General features: G+C 66.0%; 18 protein-coding genes and 1 tRNA gene. 7 read left to right on the top strand and 12 right to left on the bottom strand.

Translation table 11 applies throughout. The annotated features are described in order from the left end of the window. Window positions 1–397: 397 nt before the first annotated feature. Window positions 398–470 (bottom strand) — tRNA-Lys (locus tag E4J89_RS08105). A 192-nt stretch (window positions 471–662) separates the two neighbouring features. Here E4J89_RS08105 and E4J89_RS08100 point away from each other — a divergent pair. The 3 genes from E4J89_RS08100 (at window position 663) to E4J89_RS08090 (ending at window position 3,238) form a co-directional block, all read left to right on the top strand. Continuing rightward, entirely contained in the window at window positions 663–1,310 is a 648-nt protein-coding gene (locus tag E4J89_RS08100; RefSeq protein WP_136785622.1) for a hypothetical protein, read from the top strand. Window positions 1,311–1,609: 299 nt separating this feature from the next. Then, entirely contained in the window at window positions 1,610–2,227 is a 618-nt protein-coding gene (locus E4J89_RS08095; protein WP_136785621.1) for a nuclease PIN, read from the top strand. Then, a complete protein-coding gene (locus tag E4J89_RS08090) occupies window positions 2,228–3,238 on the top strand; it encodes an inorganic phosphate transporter (RefSeq protein WP_136785620.1) in 1,011 nt (336 codons plus the stop codon). Between the two features lie 157 nt (window positions 3,239–3,395). On the opposite strand, the gene pstB is transcribed toward E4J89_RS08090, so the two are convergent. From pstB to pstS, 4 genes are all read right to left on the bottom strand, one after another. Then, on the bottom strand, window positions 3,396–4,175 hold the full coding sequence (pstB, locus tag E4J89_RS08085; RefSeq protein ID WP_136785619.1) for a phosphate ABC transporter ATP-binding protein PstB: 780 nt from the start codon (window positions 4,173–4,175) through the stop codon (window positions 3,396–3,398). Window positions 4,176–4,200: 25 nt separating this feature from the next. Continuing rightward, window positions 4,201–5,316: a phosphate ABC transporter permease PstA gene (gene pstA, locus E4J89_RS08080; protein WP_136785618.1), complete on the bottom strand. Its 1,116-nt coding sequence runs from the start codon at window positions 5,314–5,316 to the stop codon at window positions 4,201–4,203. Continuing rightward, complete coding sequence (pstC, locus tag E4J89_RS08075; RefSeq protein WP_136785617.1) at window positions 5,316–6,230, bottom strand: phosphate ABC transporter permease subunit PstC; 915 nt, start codon at window positions 6,228–6,230, stop codon at window positions 5,316–5,318. Before pstC ends, pstA begins: the two co-directional genes overlap by 1 nt. A gap of 164 nt (window positions 6,231–6,394) precedes the next feature. After that, window positions 6,395–7,507, bottom strand: coding sequence for a phosphate ABC transporter substrate-binding protein PstS (gene pstS, locus E4J89_RS08070; RefSeq protein WP_136785616.1), 1,113 nt, complete (start codon window positions 7,505–7,507; stop codon window positions 6,395–6,397). 273 nt (window positions 7,508–7,780) lie between these two features. On the opposite strand from pstS, the gene E4J89_RS08065 reads away from it, so the two are divergent. From E4J89_RS08065 to disA, 3 genes are all read left to right on the top strand, one after another. After that, window positions 7,781–8,908 carry an FUSC family protein gene (locus E4J89_RS08065; protein ID WP_136785615.1) on the top strand — a complete coding sequence of 376 codons (1,128 nt, stop codon included), beginning with the start codon at window positions 7,781–7,783 and terminating at the stop codon, window positions 8,906–8,908. Window positions 8,909–8,937: 29 nt separating this feature from the next. After that, a complete protein-coding gene (radA, locus tag E4J89_RS08060) occupies window positions 8,938–10,305 on the top strand; it encodes a DNA repair protein RadA (protein ID WP_136785614.1) in 1,368 nt (455 codons plus the stop codon). Window positions 10,306–10,410: 105 nt separating this feature from the next. Next, window positions 10,411–11,484 (top strand): DNA integrity scanning diadenylate cyclase DisA, encoded by a 1,074-nt coding sequence (disA, locus tag E4J89_RS08055; RefSeq protein ID WP_136785613.1) that lies wholly within the window; start codon window positions 10,411–10,413, stop codon window positions 11,482–11,484. A gap of 25 nt (window positions 11,485–11,509) precedes the next feature. Here disA and E4J89_RS08050 read toward each other — a convergent pair whose 3' ends face one another. After that, window positions 11,510–12,136: a hypothetical protein gene (locus E4J89_RS08050; RefSeq protein WP_136785612.1), complete on the bottom strand. Its 627-nt coding sequence runs from the start codon at window positions 12,134–12,136 to the stop codon at window positions 11,510–11,512. 87 nt (window positions 12,137–12,223) lie between these two features. On the opposite strand from E4J89_RS08050, the gene E4J89_RS08045 reads away from it, so the two are divergent. Then, window positions 12,224–13,192, top strand: a complete 969-nt coding sequence (locus E4J89_RS08045; protein WP_136785611.1) for an A/G-specific adenine glycosylase — start codon at window positions 12,224–12,226, stop codon at window positions 13,190–13,192. A 147-nt stretch (window positions 13,193–13,339) separates the two neighbouring features. Here the strand turns inward: E4J89_RS08045 and E4J89_RS08040 are convergent, their stop codons facing one another. From E4J89_RS08040 to lysS, 6 genes are all read right to left on the bottom strand, one after another. Beyond that, window positions 13,340–13,849, bottom strand: a complete 510-nt coding sequence (locus tag E4J89_RS08040) for an amino-acid N-acetyltransferase (RefSeq protein ID WP_136785610.1) — start codon at window positions 13,847–13,849, stop codon at window positions 13,340–13,342. Window positions 13,850–13,858: 9 nt separating this feature from the next. Further along, on the bottom strand, window positions 13,859–15,979 hold the full coding sequence (locus E4J89_RS08035) for an alpha/beta fold hydrolase (protein ID WP_136785609.1): 2,121 nt from the start codon (window positions 15,977–15,979) through the stop codon (window positions 13,859–13,861). A gap of 143 nt (window positions 15,980–16,122) precedes the next feature. Beyond that, complete coding sequence (locus tag E4J89_RS08030; RefSeq protein WP_136785608.1) at window positions 16,123–18,621, bottom strand: ATP-dependent Clp protease ATP-binding subunit; 2,499 nt, start codon at window positions 18,619–18,621, stop codon at window positions 16,123–16,125. 165 nt (window positions 18,622–18,786) lie between these two features. Beyond that, window positions 18,787–19,119: an Lsr2 family protein gene (locus tag E4J89_RS08025; protein WP_136785607.1), complete on the bottom strand. Its 333-nt coding sequence runs from the start codon at window positions 19,117–19,119 to the stop codon at window positions 18,787–18,789. 229 nt (window positions 19,120–19,348) lie between these two features. Beyond that, window positions 19,349–19,507: a hypothetical protein gene (locus E4J89_RS19365; protein ID WP_169303941.1), complete on the bottom strand. Its 159-nt coding sequence runs from the start codon at window positions 19,505–19,507 to the stop codon at window positions 19,349–19,351. A gap of 2 nt (window positions 19,508–19,509) precedes the next feature. Then, complete coding sequence (gene lysS, locus E4J89_RS08020; RefSeq protein WP_136785606.1) at window positions 19,510–21,027, bottom strand: lysine--tRNA ligase; 1,518 nt, start codon at window positions 21,025–21,027, stop codon at window positions 19,510–19,512. Between the last annotated feature and the right edge of the window lie 43 nt (window positions 21,028–21,070).

Below are 21,070 nucleotides of genomic sequence, written 5' to 3'. Positions count from 1 at the left end.
CCGGGCCCGACAGCGACCTCGGCCGCCGATGCACTGTCCGTGTTTTGGCCGGCCCGCCGACGCTAGGGGGTTGCCCCACAGTGGTCGCCACCCTCGGTGCTGTCCAGGTTTTGGCCGGCCCGCCGACGTCGTCGCAGGTCAGCGCCATGTGGGCAGCCAAAAGATGGACAATTTGGCCTGAACTTGGACAGCACTGGCACCTGGCGGAACCAAGCGCCGTAGCCTGAGCCACCCACGCCCCAGTTAGATGAAGGAAATGCGGCACCGGCTGGCAAGCTACCAGTCGAAGCCGCTTGATGGAGACCACCAGATAGACCACCTTGCGGGCCCCCGGCCGCCCGCCGGCCAGATAGAAAAAATCCCCGCCGTTCCAAAGAACGACGGGGATTTTTAGCGGTGGGCCCTGCGGGGATCGAACCCGCGACCCGCGGATTAAAAGTCCGATGCTCTACCAACTGAGCTAAAGGCCCGCCAGCCGGTTCCGTCCATCCTGGTCGAGACCGGGAGGTGGGCGGATTTGGCCGGTTCACAGTTTATCGCACCCACTGCCGCGCATTCGAATCCGCCGTGCCGGTCGTGGCATTGGCCTTGCTGGGACCCTGCCGCTGCCCCTAGAGACTGCCTCCCTGTACCGGCGTCAGAGGCGGGAGTAAGGTCGTGGCATGAGCCCGAACAACGGAAATGACGTCCCCCGGCCGCACAAGCCGAAGCCTTTCGCCCCGCTGGATTTTGAGGACTTCGCCGGCGGCGCCGACCCGGCACGGGTTTCCGAAGCTGCCCATCTGGCAGCCCAGGCGTTGGTGCACCGCGGCCGTGGCTCCGATGACCCCGAGATCACCAAGCGCCTGGTCAAGCTCGCCGACCAACAGGGGCTCGAGGCCATTGCTGAGATGTGGTCCGAGAGTCCGGCGCGGTCCCTGCCGGGCGCACTGTGGCGGCTCTACGCCATCCGCGCTGCGGTTCAGTCCCACCCGGACAAGCTCGCAGCATTCTTCAAGGCGGGCACGTCATCGGCGGAAGTCTCCAAGGTCATTGCGGGCGTGGCGGAGCCGCCGGGGGCGGATGAAGTACGCGTCATGGCTGACACGATCCTGTCCGGAGCCTTCGACGGCGATTTCGACGTGGCGCTCGACCGGTCCGCGGCCTTTTGCCGGATCGTCGCGCTCGGCCAGACCCATCACGCTGATTCCGCCGAGCCTTCGAATGAGAATCACGCCACCAAGTTGACGCTCAGTTCGCACCGGCTGGTGAAGACCGCGGAGGACCTTGAGGCGGCTGCCGCCGCCTGGCGCCGCGGCGAACTCGACTGACCAACACCCCTCAAACATGACGTCAAACATGACGCGCGCGTGTACCACAAATACGCCGAGTTGACACGTTTTTCCACGATTTTCCGGGGCTGTTGACATCGGCTCTGAGGCGTAGAAAACTGAAGGTGGTGTCGAACCGTGGCAGCCCCGGGCTCCAACTTTTAGCCGCCTCGAGCGGCCTTCCGCCGAGAGGCGCTCCCGGTTCGGCACCATTAATCTTGTTCACCCAGAGGCGCTAATCTAGGCACGGCGGATGCTTCCCTTCCGCCGTTCGGACCAGTGAGAAAACCGCCGGTGACATGAAGCTAAGCCTCTTCCCCCAGGACACCAAGAGCCTGGAACTGCTCGCACAAACGGCAGCCGAGATCATGGCAGGGGTCAAGACCCTGTCGGAAATCCTCGGGGCACCCGCAGACGACTACGACAAGCTCGCCGAAGAGCTGCACGACCGGGACGGCAATGTCTCGCGCCTGCGTTTTGCACTGCTCACCACCTTGCGCACCAGCTTTGTGAATCCCCTACCGCGCGAGGACATGTTCCAACTCTCGCTGCATCTGGTCAGCACCTTCGAACACCTGGACGCCGCCGCCGAACTGATCGCCCTGAACCGGGTCAAGCGCCTCTCTGCCCGCGCTTCCGAGCAGCTGGAAGTGATCGGGCGGATGTCGGAGATGACCCGGGACGCCATGCCGCGGTTGAACTCTTTGGAGGACCTCGAGGAGTACTGCATCGAGATGGTCCGGCTGGCAAAACGCGCCGAACGTACCCACCGGGTGTGGGTGTCGGAGCTCTTGTCGGACCACAAGGGTGCCACCTTGGCTCGGCACCGCGACGTAGCCGACCAGCTGGTGGGTGCCACCAAGACCCTGCGCCAGGCGTCCCACCATGTGGGGCAGATCCTGGTCAAGGAATCGTAGGTGGAGCTTGTCCTGCTGGTGCTGGTCGTCGCTTTCGCCGGCTGCTTCGCCTTCATCAATGGCTTTCATGACGTATCCAATGCCGTAGCGGCGGCCGTGCGCACCCGCGCTCTCACGCCGCGCATCGCCGTCGTGCTGGCCTCCATCTGCAACCTCGCCGGCGCCTTGCTTTCCAGCACGCTGGCCTTGCTGATCAGTACCGGCTGGATCGGCCTGCCCTCGGGACAGTCCGGACTGGCCATCCTGTTGGCCGGGCTGCTGAGCGCCAGCGCCTGGGGCGTGTTCACGTGGTGGCTGCGGATGCCTTCGTCGTCAACGCACGCCCTGGTCGGCGGGCTGGTGGGGGCAGGAGCGGCGTCCACCGTGCTGGGCGGCGAGAACATCAGCGCCACCGAGAATCCGATCTGGGCCCAACTGGTGCTGCCGTTGCTGCTCTCGCCGCTGGTGGCTTTCGCGTTGTCCTACCTGGTGATGGTGCCGCTGACCTGGCTGGTGCGCTACCGGACGCCGCGCGAAGTGGGCCGTACCACCCGGTTGGCCCAAGCGGTGTTTGCCGGAACGTTCTCGCTGGGCCACGGGCTGCAGGACGGCCAGCGGACGATGGCGGTAGTCCTGCTCGCGCTGGTCGCGGCCGGCTACGCCACGGGCGAGCAAATGCCGATCTGGGTGCAAGTCTTCGCGGCCGTGCTGCTGGCGGTCGGCGCGCTCTTTGGCGGCTGGCGCATCTCGCACACCCTCGGTTCCCGGCTGGTGCGGATTGATCCTCTGCACGGGGCAGCCGCACAGGGGGTCGGTTCCGCGATGCTGTTCATCGGCGCGATCGGCCTGCACATGCCGCTCTCCAGCACGCAGACCATGACGTCCTCCATCCTGGGCGCCGGGGCGAGCCAACGGATGAATACGGTGCGCTGGCGGGTGGCCATCCGCGTGCTGGCCACCTGGGTGCTGACCTTGGTGGTTACGTCGCTGCTGGGTGGCATCCTGCTGCTGGCGATGGATCCGGTGCTCTGACCCGGACGGCCGACAGCCGCGGTCCAGCGGCGGCTGGGGCCTCCTGAGCGGACCTCTCCCGCGCCACGGAGCCTCCGGCCACCCCGGCCTCGCTTAAGCGCGACGGCGGTGCCTCCCGCGCGTGGGGAGGCACCGCCGTCGTGCTTGCTGAGGAGGTCTATCCGAAGCGGCCGGACACGTAGTCCTCGGTGGCCTTCTCGAGCGGGTTGCTGAAGATCGTCGGGGTATCGCCGTATTCGATCAGCTTGCCCGGCTTGCCGGTGCCGGCGATGTTGAAGAACGCCGTCTTGTCGGACACGCGCGCTGCCTGCTGCATGTTGTGCGTGACGATCACCACGGTGTACTGGGTCTTGAGTTCCTCGATCAGGTCCTCGATGGCCAGCGTGGAGATGGGATCGAGGGCGGAGCACGGCTCGTCCATCAAGATCACCTGCGGCGAGACCGCAATGGCACGGGCGATGCACAGACGCTGCTGCTGGCCACCGGAGAGGCCCGATCCTGGCTTGTTCAGCCGGTCCTTGACCTCATTCCACAGGTTGGCGCCGGTCAGCGACTTCTCCACCAGCGCGTCGGCGTCCGACTTGGAGATCCGCTTGTTGTTCAGCTTTACGCCGGCCAGCACGTTGTCGCGGATGGACATGGTGGGGAACGGGTTGGGGCGCTGGAAGACCATGCCGATCTGGCTGCGTACGGTGACCGGGTCCACGCCGGAGCCATAGAGGTTGTCGCCGTCCAGCAGGACCTCGCCCTCCACCCGGGCGCCGGGAAGCACTTCGTGCATCCGGTTCAGGGTGCGCAGGAAGGTGGACTTGCCGCAACCGGAGGGGCCGATGAAGGCTGTCACGGACCGGGCGTCGATGTTGATGTTGACGCCCTCCACGGCGCGGAAGTTGCCGTAGTAGACGTTCAGGTCCTTGACGTCGATGCGTTTGGACATGGGGTTCCTTCTCTTTGGTTCTGGCTCAGCGGCCGGTCTTGGGGGCGAAGATGCGGGCGATCAGCCGGGCAATCAGGTTCAGCAGCATCACGAAGACGATCAGGATCAGTGCTGCGGCCCAGGCGCGCTGCATGCTGGGTTCCACGTTGGTGGGCGAGGTGGGGTTCATCAGCTGGCGGTAGATGTAGGTGGGCAGCGTGGTCATCCAGCCGCCGAACACGTTCCAGTTGATGCTGTTGACGAAGCCTGCGGTGACCAGCAGCGGGGCGGTCTCGCCGATGATGCGGGCGATCGCCAGGGTGACGCCGGAGGCGATGCCGGAGATCGCCGTCGGCACGACGACCTTCAGGATGGTGCGCCACTTGCGCACACCCAGCGCGTAGGAAGCCTCGCGGAGTTCGTTCGGCACGATCTTGAGCATTTCCTCGGTGGAGCGGACCACCACGGGGATCATCAGCACGGAGAGCGCGACGGCGGCCACGAAGCCGGTGCGGGTGCTCGGCCCGAAAATGAGTCCGAACAGTGCGGCGGCGAACAGGCCGGCCACAATCGACGGGATGCCTGTCATCACATCCACGAAGAACGTGATGCCGCGCGAGAGCGCTCCGCCCTTGCTGTACTCGACCAGGTAGACCGCGGTGAGCAGGCCGATCGGGACCGAAATGATGGTGGCCCACATGGTGATCAGCAACGTGCCGACAATGCCGTGATAGGCGCCGCCGAGCACTTCGGTTCCGTTGGCTACCGTCTGGTTGTCCACCATGCCGGTCATGCCGTTCATGGAGGTGAAAACAAGGTTGTAGCTCAGCCCGGCAATGCCGTTCTGCAGCACCGTCCAGATCACCGAGATCAGCGGCACGACGGCAATGATGAAGGCGGCGAAGATCAGGTTGGTGGCGAAGCGGTCCTTGGCCTTGCGGGCGCCCTCCACCGAGAGGGTGACCAGGTAGCCGGCGATCACGAAGATCACGGCCGAGATCAGCGCCCAGGAGACCAGGCTGAAACCGAGCAGCGAGGATGCCGCAGCGCCGAGGACGAGCGAGCCTGCTGCGACGGCCCAGATGGCCCAGCCGGGCAGCTGGTTTTTGGTCAGCGTGTTGCGCTTGACCGGCGCGGGGGCGTCAGTGAGCAATTTGGACATCAGTTGGCTCCCGAGAATTCCTTGTGCCGGCTAATGATCCAGCGGGCGATCATGTTCACGGCCAGGGTGATGATGAACAGCACCAGGCCGGCGGCGATGAGTTCGGACAGCCGCAGACCGTATGCTTCCGGGAAGTTCAGGGCGACTTCCGCGGCAATGGTCTGGTTGCCCGACTTGATCAGGCTGGCGATCAGCCCGCCGCCGGACAGCACCATGGCCACCGCCATGGTTTCACCGAGCGCGCGGCCCAGTCCCAGCATCACGGCGCTGATCACGCCCGGGCGTGCGAACGGGAAGACGGCCATCTTGATCATTTCCCAGCGGGTGGCGCCCATGGCCAGGGCGGCCTCCTCGTGGAGTTTGGGTGCCTGCAGGAAGATTTCGCGGCTGAGCGAGGTGATGATCGGCAGGATCATCACGGACAGCACGATGCCGGCCGTCAGCATGGTCTTGCCGGTCTGGCTGGCCGGTCCCGCGAAGATCGGGATCCAGCCGGCGTTCTCCGCCAGCCAGGTGTAGGGTCCCACCAGCGCCGGCGCCAGGACGGCGATGCCCCAGGCACCGTAGACCACCGAGGGAATGGCCGCCAGCAGGTCAACCACGTAGCCAAGGCCTTGGGCGAGGCGGCGCGGCGCGTAATGCGAGATGAACAGGGCCACGCCCACTCCCACCGGGGTGGCCAGCACCAAGGCGATGGCCGCGGCGATCAGGGTGCCGATGACGATGGGCCAGATGTAGGCGAAGAAACCCTTTCCGCCGGTGAGCGCGGTGGGCTCCGCCCCAAACGTTGGCAGCGCCTGCCAGAGCAGGAACGCCGCCACGCAGAACAGCACGAAGAGGATCAGGCATCCTGCGGCAAGCGTCAGGCCGGAAAAGACCTTGTCGCCGGTCCGGCCTCTGCCTGTCTCGGTCATTGTTTGGGACACTTCACAACCCTTCGGGTTCCTTCTGTACTTCGTCTGGCTGTTCTGCCAGTCTTGCTGGTTCGTTCCGTCCCGGCAATGCTGCCAGGCCGGAACACGGCTGCGCCCCGCGCGTCAAACTGCGACGGCGCGGGGCCAACCGGATTCGATAATGACTAGGACTTCACCGAGATGGAGTCGATAGCCTTCTGGGCCTGCTCGCGCAGGTTCTCAGAGATCGGAGCGTTGCCGGCCGAATCCTGGGCGGCCTTCTGTCCTTCTTCGCTGATCACGTAGCTGCCGAAGGCCTTCACCAGGTCCACGGTGTTCTGATCAGCATAGGTGGAGCAGTAGATGTGGTACGAAACCAGCACAATCGGGTAGGCGCCCGACTCGGTGGTGTCGCGCTTGAGGTCCAGGGACATGTCCACGTCGCTGCGGCCCTCAACCGGGGTGGCTGCCTCGACGGCCTTGGAGGCTGCCTCGGCGCTGAGCTCGACGTATTCTTCGCCGACCTTGACCTTCACGGTGCCCAGTCCGCCCACGGCGGAAGCGTCCGCGTAGGTGATGGCGCCATCGGTGGCGGTGGTGGTGGAGACGACGCCGGAGGTGCCCTGCGCGTTCTCGGACTGCAGCTTGGCGGGCCAGTCGCCGGAAACCTCATCGGTCCAGACATCGCCGGCAGCAGCGGACAGGTACTCGACGAAGTTCTCGGTGGTGCCGGACTCGTCGGAGCGGTGCACCACGGTGATGGCGGTGTCGGGCAGCTCGACGCCCTCGTTCTGCGAGGCGATGGCCTCGTCGTTCCACTTGGTGATCTCGCCGCGGAAGACCTTCGCGATGGTCTCGGCGTCCATGTTCACCGAGTCGACGCCTTCGAGGTTGAAGGCGACGGCGATCGGGGAAACGTAGCCGGGGATGTTCATCGCGCCGTCGGGGCCGCAGATTTCCTGGGCCTGCTTCCACTCGTCGTCGTCCAGGTAGGCGTCCGAGCCGGCGAACTGCACGCCGCCGCCGAGGAACGCGTCGCGGCCGGCGCCGGAGCCGTCCGGCGAGTACTGAACGTTGGCTTCGGGATTCTTGGCCGTGAAGCCGGCCATCCAGGCCTGCATGGCCGAATCCTGCGAGGAAGCACCGGCACCGGACAGGGTGCCGGAAACGGTCGACGCGGACTCGGTGCTGCCGGATGCTGCCTGGTTTCCGGTGGCGTTGTCCGAGCCACATGCGGTCAGTGCCAGAGCTGCAACGGAGAGGACGGCGGCCGCGCGGCCGATGCGAATTGCCTTCACGAGTATGGTCCCTTTCAGGGTGAGAACGGATCACGACGACCGGACGTTTTTCCGCCCCCGTGTCGTGCTCCTTTGACGCTATGGGCGTCACGTAAAGAATGTGCACGACCAAGGTGAACGCAAAGTGAACAAGACCGGACTGTTTGCTAACGAACCGCGCGCATGCCTTGCCTTCGTGAGCAGCCTCATACTATGGAGCCGGTTTCGGCGGGCGGCCCGGCGGCGCAATCGTAGTCCGGCAGAATCGCGGATCGGCCCGCCTAGACTGGGAGCATGAGCGCAGGCACCCGGTTGACAGAGGCCCGGTCGTTCCTGCGCAGGCGGGCGCGTGCCGGCTACAGCCGCAGCAAGTCCTCGTTTATGCCCGCCCTGCGGATTACCTTCTGCGCCGTGGCCGCCTACGTCGTGGCCGAGCGCGTGCTGGGGCACGAGGGCCCGTTGTTCGCCGCCACGTCGTCCATCATCGCGCTCGGTTTCGTGAAGGGCCCCCGGGTTCGCAAGGTGCTCGAGGTAGCCATCGGCTGCACCCTGGGCATCACAGTCGGCGACCTGCTGCTGCACTTCCTCGGGCCTGGCATCTGGCAGGCCGCTCTGGTATTGCTGGTCTCCATTTTGCTGGCCAGGTTCCTGGACAGCGGCAGCATCTTCACCACCCAGATGGCGCTGCAGTCGGTGCTGGTGGTGCTGCTGCCCGCGCCGGCCGGCGGACCCTTTACCCGCAGCCTGGACGCGGTCATCGGCGGAGCCTTCGCTCTGGTGGTGACCATGTTGATTCCGGGGGATCCCCGGTCGGAACCACGCTCGCATCTGCAGAAGCTCCTGGACGAACTGTCCGGGGTGTTGCGCGACTGCTCGGATGCCTTGGCCAAGAGCGACCCCACCATGGCCTGGCACGCCCTGATCCGGGCGCGGGCCAGCCAGTCACTGATCGACGACGTGCGCGGCAGCTTCTCCTCGGCGCGGGAGGTGGCCCGGATATCCCTCGCCTACCGCCGGCACCGCGAGGAGGTCGGCGACCTGCAGGATTCTGCCGAGATGGCGGATCTGGCCATGCGCAACAGCCGGGTGTTTTCGCGCCGGCTGACCTCGGTGATCAACCACGCGGCCATGACGGACGAAGCGATCGAGGCCTTCTCCGAAGTACTGCAGGAAACGGCCGACGCCGTCGAGATCCTTGCCGAAGGCCTCTCCGACCGCGATCCGGGAGCCCGTGAGCGACGGCTCTCCGGTGCCAGGAACGACCTGGCCGAGATTGCCACCCGGCTGCATCCCAAGCATTTGGGCATTGCCACCATGGAAGGGGAGGGCCTGGTCCTGGTCTTCCGGCCGCTGATGGTGGACCTGCTCGAGGCCGCCGGGCTTAGCCACGACGATGCCGCGGCCTACCTGCCCAAACTCTGATTGTCTTTGGCCCCGGCTACGCTGGGTGCATGAGCACCAAGACCCGTTCCAAATCCCCTGCCTACCGCTGCGCCGAGTGTGGCTGGAGCACGGCGAAATGGGTGGGCCGCTGCGGCGAGTGCCAGGCGTGGGGAACCGTTGAGGAGGCCACGCCGGTGGCTGCGCGCACCACGGCCGCTGCCGCTGTCGCCCGGCCGGCCGAACGGATCGCCGATGTTGATGCCACGACTGCCGCGTTCCGGGCCACCGGGGTCGGCGAACTGGACCGGGTGCTCGGTGGCGGCCTGGTGCCGGGGGCAGTCATCCTGCTGGCCGGCGAGCCCGGCATCGGCAAGTCCACCCTGCTGCTCGACGTTGCGGCGCGGGTGGCGCGGCAGGATCGGGACGTCTTATATGTGACCGGAGAAGAGTCCGCTGCCCAGGTCAAGCTGCGCGCCGAACGGATCTCCGCGGTGGCGGACAATCTCTATCTGACCGCCGAGACGGACCTGGGCATTGCGCTGGGCCACGTGGAGCAGCTGCAGCCGTCGTTGTTGATCGTCGATTCGGTCCAGACGCTCAGCAGCAGCGCGGTGGAAGGCGCTGCAGGCGGCGTCACGCAGGTGCGGGAGGTCGCGGCGTCGCTGATCAATGCCGCCAAGACCAAGGGCATGACCACCATCTTGGTGGGGCATGTGACCAAGGACGGCTCCATCGCCGGGCCGCGGCTCCTGGAACACTTGGTGGATGTGGTGTGCCAGTTCGACGGCGACCGGCATTCGCGCCTGCGGCTGGTGCGTGCGGTCAAGAACCGCTACGGCCCCACCGACGAGGTCGGCTGCTTCGATCTGACCGAAGGCGGCATCGAGGGGCTGACCGATCCGAGCGGACTCTTTGTCTCCCGGACCAAGGACCCGGTCTCCGGCACCTGCATCACGGTCACGCTCGAAGGCCGCCGGCCGCTGGTGGCGGAGGTGCAGGCATTGTTGGCCGAGACGTCCAACGCCCAGCCGCGGCGCGCCACCAGTGGGCTGGATTCTTCCCGCGTGGCGATGATGATGGCCGTGCTGCAGCGTCGGGCATCAATGTCGCTGCACAAGGACGACAGCTACGTGGCGACGGTGGGCGGCGTCCGGCTGGGTGAACCGGCCACCGATCTGGCCACCGTGCTGGCCATTGCCTCAGCGAAAACCAACCAGCCGCTGCCGGCGCAACTCATCGCCTTCGGTGAAGTTGGCCTGGCCGGCGAAGTGCGGCCGGTGCCGGGCATCGGGCGGCGCATCCAGGAAGCGGAACGACTCGGGTTCACGCACGCGATCGTTCCGGCTTCCCCGGATGGAACGGGCCAGGTTCCGGCCGGATTCACGGTCAAGGAAGTGCATACCGTCTCCGAAGCGCTGTCTACGCTGTTCCGCTGAGCGGCCGGGGAGAAGGATAGCCCGAATCCGGCACTATCATGGAGCCTGAGGCTGTCCGGACGGCGGCCCTGCTCCCATGCCCGCCTGCCCTAAGGAAACGCCCATATGGTCAAGAGCCCCGAGGACGCCCTCAAGGCGACACTGGCCCGCGTAGCTCCGGGAACCCAACTGCGCGACGGGTTGGAACGAATCCTTCGTGGGCGCACTGGCGCGCTCATCGTGCTGGGCTACGACCAGCAGGTGGAAGAGATCAGCAGCGGCGGGTTCGATATCGGAATCGAATTCTCACCCACCAGGCTGCGGGAACTCGCGAAAATGGACGGCGCCATCGTCTGTGACAAGGACGCGGCGACCATCGTCAAGGCCGCAGTGCAGCTGGTCCCGGACCCTTCCATCGCCACCCAGGAGTCGGGCACCCGTCACCGCACCGCCGAACGCGTCGCGATCCAGACCGGGCTGCCGGTGATTTCGGTGAGCCAGTCCATGCAGATCATCGCGCTGTATGTGGAGGGCATCCGGCATGTGCTGGAGGGCTCCGAACCGGTGCTTGCGCGCGCCAACCAGGCGCTGGCCACCTTGGAGCGCTACCGCGCGCGGCTGGACCAGGTCACCGGCTCGCTCTCCGCGCTGGAGATCGAGGCCATGGTCACCGTCCGGGACGTGGCGGTGACCCTGCAGCGGCAGGAAATGGTCCGCCGCATCTCCGACGAGATCTCGCAATACGTCCTTGAGCTCGGCGTGGACGGCCGGTTGCTCTCCCTGCAGCTGGATGAGCTGACCTCGGGGCTGGGCCCGGATAGCGAAATGATCCTGCGCGACTACGCGGAAATCAAGGGCGGCATCGACGTGGACAGCGCACTCCAGACGCTGCGCAATTTCACCTCCAACGATCTGATCGATTTGGGCCGTGTGGCCAGCGTGATTGGCATCCAGCCCGGCCAGGACTCCTTGGATGCCGTGGTCCAACCCCGCGGCTACCGCCTGCTGGCAGGAGTGAAATCGGTGCCGCGAGCGGTAGCCGACCGCTTGGTCGACCACTTTGGCGGGCTGCAGTCGTTGATGGCGGCCAACATCGATGACCTGATGGCCGTTGACGGCATCGGCGAGCAGCGCGCACGGGTGATCCGCGAGGGCCTGTCCCGGATTGCCGAAACCAGTCTGCTGGACCGGTTCCTCTAGGATTTGGCGGGCCCGGAGGGCTCGGCTAACGCAGTTCGAACACGGTCTTCTTGCTGGATTTCTTGTCCAGCTTGGTGGTCAGGACATAGGTGCCAGGCTGCGGCTTGGCCTCCACCGAAGTGCAGCCCGGCGCGGTCCGGTTCCGCTCCCAGGTAAAACGCGCCTGCTCCTTCTTGCCCGGCTCAAGCGTCATCATCAGTGGTTCGGGGTCCACTTGGCAGTCCGCCGAAGAGAAAATCCGGTCATCGCCGCTGGTGACCACGAACTCCATGGCATCGGTGCCGACGTTGACTTCGCACGGGCTCTTGCCCTTGTTGGCCACTTCCAGAATGAGTGTGGGATTCTCCCCGCTCCCGTAAGCCGCGGCATCGGTTTCGGCCCGCACCACCACGTCCGAGTCCTCACAGCCCGCGCTGGCTGCGGGGCTGGCGGCCGGGGAGCTGGGCGCCGCCGGACCGGCCACGTCGGTCGAGGCGTCTTCCGGTGCCGGTCCCAGCAGGCTGGCGATCCAGAACCCGGCAGCAACGATGCTGGCCAGCACCAGCACCACCAGGGACAGCGCCACCAGCCGCCGGCGGCGATAGACCGCAGGGCTGGGCCGCCGAACAGGTGAACCCTGTCCGTGCCCGCCGGATGTGCCGCTGCCTGCCATACCTCAAGGTTAGGAGACCGCATCGGCCGGTACAGTCAGCACCACGCCGGGCAGTACAGTATTGGTTGGTCACATCGTAGGAGTTCCATGCCCCGTCTCGACGCCGCCGCTCCGGCTTCTTCCATCGAATCGGCAGAAGCCGACCTGCTGCACCGGCGCATCCGCGACTGGTTTGCGGCCAGCGCCAGGGACCTGCCCTGGCGTCGCCCGGAATGCGACGCGTGGGGCATCCTGGTCAGCGAATTCATGCTGCAGCAGACTCCGGTGGTCCGGGTGTTGCCGGTCTGGGAGCAGTGGATGCAGCGCTGGCCTCGACCTGCCGATCTCGCGGCCGATTCGGCCGGCGAAGCGGTCCGGGCCTGGGGGCGGCTGGGGTACCCCCGCCGCGCGCTGCGCCTGCATGCCGCGGCCACGGCGATTGTGGAGCGGCACGGCGGCCAGGTGCCGGACGACCTCGGCAGCCTGCTGGAACTCCCCGGCGTCGGAACCTACACCGCGGCCGCGGTGGCATCCTTTGCCTTCGGGCTGCCGGAAACCGTGGTGGACACGAATGTCCGCCGGGTACATGCCCGCCTGGTGACCGGCGCTGCCCTCCCGGCGCCAGCGCTGACCGCAGCGGAGATGCGCCTGGCGCAGGAACTGATGCCGGCCATCGGCTCCAAGGAATGGAACGCCGGTGCGATGGAGCTCGGTGCCCTGGTGTGCACGGCGAGGGCGCCGCGGTGCGACGCCTGTCCGGTGCTGGATCGTTGCGCGTGGGTGGCAGCCGGGCGCCCGGAACCGCATTACGTCCCCAAGGGGCAGGCCTGGGCGGGCACCGACCGGCAAGTGCGGGGCGCCATGATGGCCGTGCTGCGCGAAGCGGAATCGTCCGTTCCGCGCGAGGTCCTGCTGGGCAGCATCGACCTGGCGGCCCTGCCTGCTGCCTACCACAAGCCTCTTCGGGCGCTGCGGGCGCTGCCGGCCGGGGACGAACAGTTGGGCCGCGCTCTCGACGGGCTGCTCGCGGACGGACTGGCCGTCACCGCAGGCAGCGGGATCAGCCTCCCCGGCTAAACGTCGTTGGCCTGGTCGCTGGGTTCGCCCTGCAGTGCCCGGAGCAGTCCACGTCGACGGTCCGACCGGTTCTTCACGGTCGAACGCTGCGTATCCGGTGGGTAACTCGGCGGCGGAATCGAGCTGAACCCGCGGCAGCCCGGCGGCTCAGAGCGAACGGATCATCCGGGTGTTGCCCAGCGTGTTGGGTTTGACCCGGGCCAGGTCGAGGAACTCGGCCACGCCTTCATCGGTGGAGCGCAGCAGCTCGGAATATACCTCCGGATCAACCGCCGACTGGTCGGCCATCACCTCGAAGCCATGCCGGGTAAAGAAGTCCACCTCAAAGGTCAGGCAGAACACGCGGCTGACGCCCAGATCCCTGGCCGCGCCGATGAGTTCGTCCAGCAGCGCGTGGCCCACTCCCCGGCCGCGCCAATGCGCCGCGGTGGCCAGCGTGCGCACCTCGGCGATGTCCTCCCACATCACGTGCACGGCGCCGCAGCCCACGACTTCACCTTCCGGCGTCTCTGCCACCCGGAACTCCTGGATGCCTTCGAAGTAGGCCACCGCCTCCTTCTCCAGCAGCACGCGTTCGTCGGCCAGCGGCTTGACCAGGCGGCGGATCTCCGTGACGTCGGAAGTGCGGGCGGGGCGGATCTTGAAGGCGTCGGTCACCCAGTCAGTCTAAAGCCCCAGTTCGGCCGGCAGTTCCGTCTCCTGGTCCAGCACGTGCCGGGCCAGGAAGTTGCAGATCACCGAGTACCAGATCTTGGCGTGCTGCGGTGAGAGCACCCAGTGGTTCTCGTCGGGGAAGTACAGGAACCGGTGCGGTGTCTGCCCGTCCGTTCCCGCGGCCAGCTGCGACCGTGACAAGAGTTCGTACCAGAGCCGCAGCCCCTCGCCGATCGGCACCCGGTAGTCCTTGTCCCCGTGTACCACCAGCATCGGCGTGTTGATCTTCTCCACGTGCAGGTGCGGGGAGTTTTCCAGCGCCATCTCGGGCGTCATCTCCCGCTCCCAGTAAGTCGAGACATCCGTCGTCGGTCCGAACTGGTCCAGCGCCCAGAGGCTGGCGTGGGTGACAATGGCCCGGAACCGGTCGGTGTGTCCGGCGATCCAGTTGGCCATGTAGCCGCCGAACGAACCGCCCATCGCGGCCGTGCGGGTATCGTCGATGTCCTCGCGCTGCACGGCGGCGTCGGTGATGGCCATCAGGTCCGTGTACGGTGCCTGGCCCCACTGGCCCCAGCCCCGCCGGATGAAGTCGTCCCCGTAGCCGGTGGACAGGGCCGGATCCGGCAGCAGCACGGCGTAGCCCTGGGCCACCAGCAGCCACGGACACCAGCGCCAGCTCCACGCATTCCAGGAGCCAAGCGGACCGCCGTGCACCCACAGCAGCAGCGGCGCAGGGTTCTGCGCGGAAGCATTCTCGGGCAGCGCCAGCCACCCGCGCACCTCGGCCTGCTCGCCGTCGGTGCCCACCGTCGTGGTGATTTCCTCCAGCCGTCCGCCCAGCTCCGGCCGGGGGGCCGGCGCTGGCAACGCCGTGGTGTCCCCGGACGACAGGTGGATGCGGACCGGCTCGGGCGGGAACAGGTAGGAGCTGCGCAGGGCGTAGGCGAAGCGTCCGTCCGGGCTGACCACGACGTCGGAGTAGGCTGCATCGTCGTGCGTCACCTTGCGCACCGAGCCGGTGCCGGCGTCGATGTGGAACAGCGGGGCGCGGCCGCCGTCGTCGGCTGTCACCAGCAGGCCCGACCCGTCGGGCAGCCAGGCGGCGGGATGCGGCCAGCGATCCCAGTCTGCGGCCAGCGGACGCAGTTCGCCGCCGGCCAGCGGGAGGAGACCCAGGCTGACCGAAGGAACCGTCTGCGGCCCGGACACGGTCTCGCAGACCACCACCACGGTGCTGTTGTCGGGGCTGACCGGACCGGGAGAGTAGTCGGTATCCGCGCTATCCAGCAGGATCCGCCGTTCGCCGGTGCCGGTATCGACGGCGGCAAGTACGCTGCGGGCATCCCCCCGCGGCATGGGCTGGCGGACGTTGACCACCAGCGTGGCCCCGTCCGGGCTGAGTTCAGCGCCGGTTTCCATCAGGGCACTTCCCGCCCAATCGGTGATGCTGCGCAGGCTGCCGCTGGGCTCGTCGTCCACCGTGAAGGTTGTCTGCGCGTCATCCGCGGACTGCTGCAGGACGAAGTGCCGCTTCTCCCCCGGCCCCAGGTCGTGGTCCCAGAAGCGCACCGGGTAGCCGGAATGCAGGATGGCCGAGACCTTCTTGTCTTTGCGGGCGGTCCGGAGGTTCGCGTCAGCCTCTTCGCCGTCGGAACCTCGCAAAACCTGGGCATCCACCACCACGGTGTCTGCATCGCGGGCACAGCGCACCGCGGCCACTCCGCCGGGGCGCGACAGCACCACCCGGCCCTCTCCTCCGGCCGCCGCCAGGCGCCACAGGGCGGGCACCGGTTCTTCAGCGGCGTCATCGGGGCTGGGGCGGGCGGAGGTGAAGTAAAGATCGCCGTTGCGGGCGAAGGCTGCACCGGATTCGCCCTTGGAGCTGCGGGTGATCCGGCGGGCGGGACGCACACCGGCGGGGTCGACCTCCCAGAGGGCCGAGGTGTACTCGGTGGCGGCGGAGTTCAAAACACTGACACAGGTCACCAGCCGGCTGCCATCCGGGCTGAGCGCCAGCGAGCCCAGCCGCGGCAGGGCGATATAGCGGTCCAGGTCGCCGAACGGGGAACCGGAATCCTGCTGCAGGGGTGCCGCCGTCCGGATATCGGAAGTAAGTGCTTCAGAACTCATGGATTCAGTAAACACTACTTGTGCCACGGATCACAGATTGCCGCACAAAATGATTTCACGGTGTGCTGCCGGATCCGAGCGGTTAATACGGTTAAACCGGTGAACCCCGGCCGAAGCCGGGGTTCACCTTTGCGCAGTGCTTGCTACTGGGACAGTGCCGGGGTGTCCGGAACTTCCTCAATCGCCTTGGGGGCGCCGGTGCTGGTGAACACGAACGTTGCCGCATCGCCTTCGCCGTCGACGTCCACGTGGATGGTTTCGCCGGGGTGGAACTCGCCGAAGAGGATCTTCTCCGAGAGCTGGTCCTCGATCTCCCGCTGGATGGTCCGGCGGAGCGGACGGGCACCCATCGTCGGATCGTAGCCGCGGGTTGCCAGCAGCACCTTGGCCGGATCGCTCAGCTCGATCTTGAGGTTCTTCTCGGTCAACCGCTTCCGCAGCCGCTCGACGAACAGATCCACGATCTGGACGATTTCCTCTTCGCTCAGCTGCGGGAAGACCACCGTGTCGTCAACGCGGTTGAGGAACTCGGGCCGGAAGTGCTGCTTGAGCTCATCCTGAACCCGGGCGCGCATCCGCTCGTACCCGGTCTTGGTGTCCGTGCCCGACTGGAAGCCGGTCATGACGCCCTTGGAGATGTCGCGTGTACCCAAGTTGGTGGTCATGATGATCACCGTGTTCTTGAAGTCCACAACGCGGCCCTGGCTGTCCGTCAGGCGGCCGTCCTCAAGGATCTGCAGCAGCGAGTTGAACAGGTCCGCGTGGGCCTTTTCCACCTCGTCGAAGAGCACCACGGAGAACGGGCGACGGCGCACCTTCTCGGTCAGCTGTCCGCCCTCTTCGTAGCCGACGTAGCCCGGAGGGGCACCGAAGAGCCGCGAGACGGTGTGCTTCTCCGAGTATTCGGACATGTCCAGCGTGATCAGCGCGTCTTCCTCGCCGAAGAGGAACTCCGCCAAGGCCTTGGCCAGCTCGGTCTTGCCGACGCCGGTGGGGCCGGCGAAGATGAACGAGCCGGAGGGGCGGTTGGGGTCCTTCAGGCCGGCGCGGGTGCGTCGGATGGCCTGCGAGATGGCCTTGATCGCCTCGTCCTGGCCGATCACGCGCTTGTGCAGCTCGGCCTCCATGTGCATCAGGCGGCTGGACTCTTCCTCGGTCAGCTTGAACACCGGGATGCCGGTGGAGTTGGCCAGCACTTCGGCCACCAAGTCCTCGTCAACCTCGGCAATCTCATCCAGGTCGCCGGACTTCCAGGCGCGTTCCTTCTCCGCCCGCTCGTCCTGCAGCCTGCTCTCCTGGTCACGCAGCGTAGCGGCACCTTCGAAGTCCTGGGCATCGATGGCCGATTCCTTTTGCTTCTTCAGCTGCGAGATACGCTCGTCGATGTCCTTGAGCTCCGGCGGTGCGGTCATCCGGCGGATGCGCAGCCGGGCGCCGGCCTCGTCGATCAGGTCGATGGCCTTGTCCGGCAGGAAACGGTCGGAGATGTAGCGGTGTGCCAGATGCGCGGCGGCATCCAGGGCGCCGTCGGTGATGGAGACCCGGTGGTGGGCCTCGTAACGGTCGCGCAGGCCCTTGAGGATCTGCACTGCGTGCTCCACGGACGGTTCCTCGACCTGGATCGGCTGGAACCGGCGCTCCAGCGCGGCGTCCTTCTCGATGTGCTTGCGGTACTCATCCAGGGTGGTGGCACCGATGGTCTGCAGTTCGCCGCGGGCCAGCATCGGCTTCAGGATGGAGGCGGCGTCGATTGCGCCCTCGGCCGCACCCGCACCGACCAGCGTGTGGATCTCATCGATGAACAGGATGATGTCGCCGCGGGTCCGGATTTCCTTCAGGACCTTCTTCAACCGCTCTTCGAAGTCACCGCGGTAGCGGGAGCCGGCCACCAGCGATCCGAGGTCCAGCGTGTAGAGCTGCTTGTCCTTGATGGTCTCGGGCACGTCGCCGCGGACGATGGCCTGGGCCAGGCCCTCCACCACGGCCGTCTTGCCGACGCCGGGCTCGCCGATCAGCACCGGGTTGTTCTTGGTGCGGCGGGAGAGGACCTGCATCACGCGTTCCATCTCGTGCTCGCGCCCGATGACGGGGTCGAGCTTGGATTCACGCGCCGCCTGGGTCAGGTTGCGGCCGAACTGGTCCAGCACCACGGACCCGGCAGGAGTTCCCTCCTGCTGCTGGCCGGCGGTGACCGGTTCCTTGCCCTGGTAACCGGAGAGCAGCTGGATAACCTGCTGGCGTACGCGGTTGAGGTCTGCGCCGAGCTTGACCAGCACCTGGGTGGCCACGCCTTCGCCTTCGCGGATCAGGCCCAGCAGGATGTGCTCGGTACCGATGTAGTTGTGGCCAAGCTGGAGGGCTTCGCGCAGCGACAGCTCCAAGACCTTCTTGGCCCGCGGCGTGAACGGAATATGGCCGCTCGGAGCCTGCTGGCCCTGGCCGATGATTTCCTGGACCTGCTCGCGAACGCCGTTCAGGGAGACGCCGAGGAACTCCAGTGCTTTGGCGGCAACGCCTTCACCCTCGTGAATCAAACCCAGGAGGATGTGTTCGGTGCCGATGTAGTTGTGGTTGAGCATGCGGGCTTCTTCTTGAGCCAGCACGACAACGCGACGGGCACGGTCGGTAAATCTCTCAAACATCTCGCACACTCCTAGCTACTGCGTACTTTGATGCTACGTGCCCGACTGGCTCTGCGGAGGTCTGTTCGCCCTAGGGGTAATGCCCTGCCGGAGAGCGCAAAGCGGGGCGGACAGTTGCCTGTCCGCCCCGCCGATTGATCTGCCCGCATTGGAACGGGCCGCCCGTTATCCCCCGTGGGCAGCCTTGTAGGCTTCAATGATCTCGGACTGCACACGACCGCGGTCGCTGACGTTGTAACCGTTGTCCCGCGCCCACGCCCGAATTGCCGAGGCATCCTGACTGCGGGTGCTGCTGGCCGGCTTTCCGGCCCGTGCGCCGCGGGAAGGAATCTTCCGACCGGCGGAAATGTACGGCTTAAGTGCGTCGCGAAGGGCCGCGGCATTCGTTGAAGAAAGATCAATCTCGTAACTGCTGGAATCCATGCTGAAGCGGACCGTTTCATCCGCCGAGCCACCATCCAGATCGTCAACCAGAATGATTTTTACTTCTTGCGCCACGGAAGGCTCCTTTAGTGAGTGGATCTATTTGGCCGGGATTGCCGAACCAAATTGATTATTGCGCACACTCGATTTGAAGGCAATACGAACTGATTAATGAAAACTAGGAAAAATCCGGCATGAGTGATATTGGTTTGGCCATAATGGGCTCTAACCACATGTCCTGTAGTGCTTAAAGGAGAAACCCCGGACAATCGATCATTGTCCAGGGTTTCCGGGGCGTTCGCCGTTATTCGGTGCCGCCTTCGGCTGCGCGCCTATCCGCCTCGTGCTCCGCTTCCGCCAATGCTTCGCGTTCTTTGCGGTCGGCATTGAATATGGCTTTCATCACGAAATAGAACAAGAGCCCAACGCCGAGCGACGGCGCAAGTACCCAGAGATATTCCATCCTTAGCCCACCTCCGGCTTCAGCAGCGGGAACAGTATGGTCTCCCTGATTCCCACCTGGGTGAAGAGCATCACCAGTCGGTCAATGCCCAGCCCGATGCCGCCCATCGGCGGAGCACCGTATTCGAGCGCGCGCAGGAAGTCTTCATCCAGCTGCATGGCCTCCTCGTCGCCGGCAGCTGCCAAACGCGACTGCTGGGTCAGCCGTTCGCGCTGGATTACCGGATCAATCAGCTCGGAGAATGCGGTGCCGCGTTCCATTCCGCCGATAATCAGATCCCAGGCCTCAATCAGGCCCGGCTTATCCCGGTGGTTTCGTGCCAGTGGTTGCGCAGCGGGCGGATAATCGTAAACGAAGGTTGGCTGCAGCAGGGTGGGCTCGACGATTTCGCCGAACAACTCGACCACTGTTTTCTGCGTGTCCCACTTCGGATCGATCTTCACGCCGTGCTTGTCGGCAATTTCGCGCAGCACGTGCCCGCCGGTCTCCGGAGTGATTTCCTGGCCCACCGCTTCGGACAATCCCGGGTAGACCGCCAGCCAGCGCCATTCTCCATTCAGGTCGATGGTGCCCTGCGGGGTTTCCAGCACGCGGGTGCCCAGCCTGTCGGCCACATTAAGGATCATCTCCTTGATCCGGTCAGCCATCACGAACTGGTCGGCGTAAGCCTCGTAGCTTTCCAGGGTGGTGAATTCCGGGCTGTGCGTGGAGTCCACGCCCTCATTGCGGAAAATGCGACCCAGCTCGAAGACCCGGTCAATGCCGCCGACCACTGCACGCTTGAGGTAGAGCTCGGTGGCAATGCGCAGGGTCATGTCCTGGTTGAACGCGTTCAGGTGCGTTTCGAAGGGACGGGCCGTGGCACCGCCGTGGACCAGCTGCAGCATGGGCGTCTCCACTTCCACATAGCCGTGGGAGTGGAGGGTGTCCCGGATGGAACGGATCACGGCTGCGCGGGTGTACACCATCTGCCGGGCTTCGTCGCGGACCATCAGGTCCACATAACGCTGCCGTACCCGGGTCTCTTCGTTGAGGCCGGCGTGGAGCACGGGCAGGGGACGCAGCGCCTTGGAGGCCATTTGCCAGGTGTTGGCCATAACGGACAGCTCACCGCGCTTGGAGCTGATGACCTCGCCACGGATGAACACGTGGTCGCCCAGGTCCACCAGCGCCTTCCAGTCCGCCAGCGCTTCCTCGCCGACGTTGGCCAGGCTCAACATGGCCTGCAGCCGGGTGCCATTGCCTTCCTGCAAGGTGGCGAAGCACAGCTTTCCGGTGTTGCGGATGAAGACCACACGGCCGGACACGCCGACGATGTCGCCGGTGGTTTCGTCCGCCTCGAGGTGGCCGTACTTTTCCCGCACCTCGGCCAGCGTGTGGGTCCGGTCCACCCCCACCGGGTAGGCCTCCACGCCGCGTTCAAGTAGTTTGGCACGCTTGGCCATGCGCACGTGCATCTGCTCGGAGGCGTCGGCAGCCTCGGCTGTGGGATGAGGAGTGGGGGAATTTTCGCGGGTCACGGTAGTTAAGGGTACCGGTACCCGGGGCGGGCCAGCCAAACGT

Source organism: Arthrobacter sp. CAU 1506 (genome assembly GCF_005047635.1).
Taxonomy (GTDB): domain Bacteria; phylum Actinomycetota; class Actinomycetes; order Actinomycetales; family Micrococcaceae; genus Crystallibacter.
Note: the sequence above shows the minus strand (reverse complement) of the source record. Positions and strands in the feature narration are given on the sequence as shown.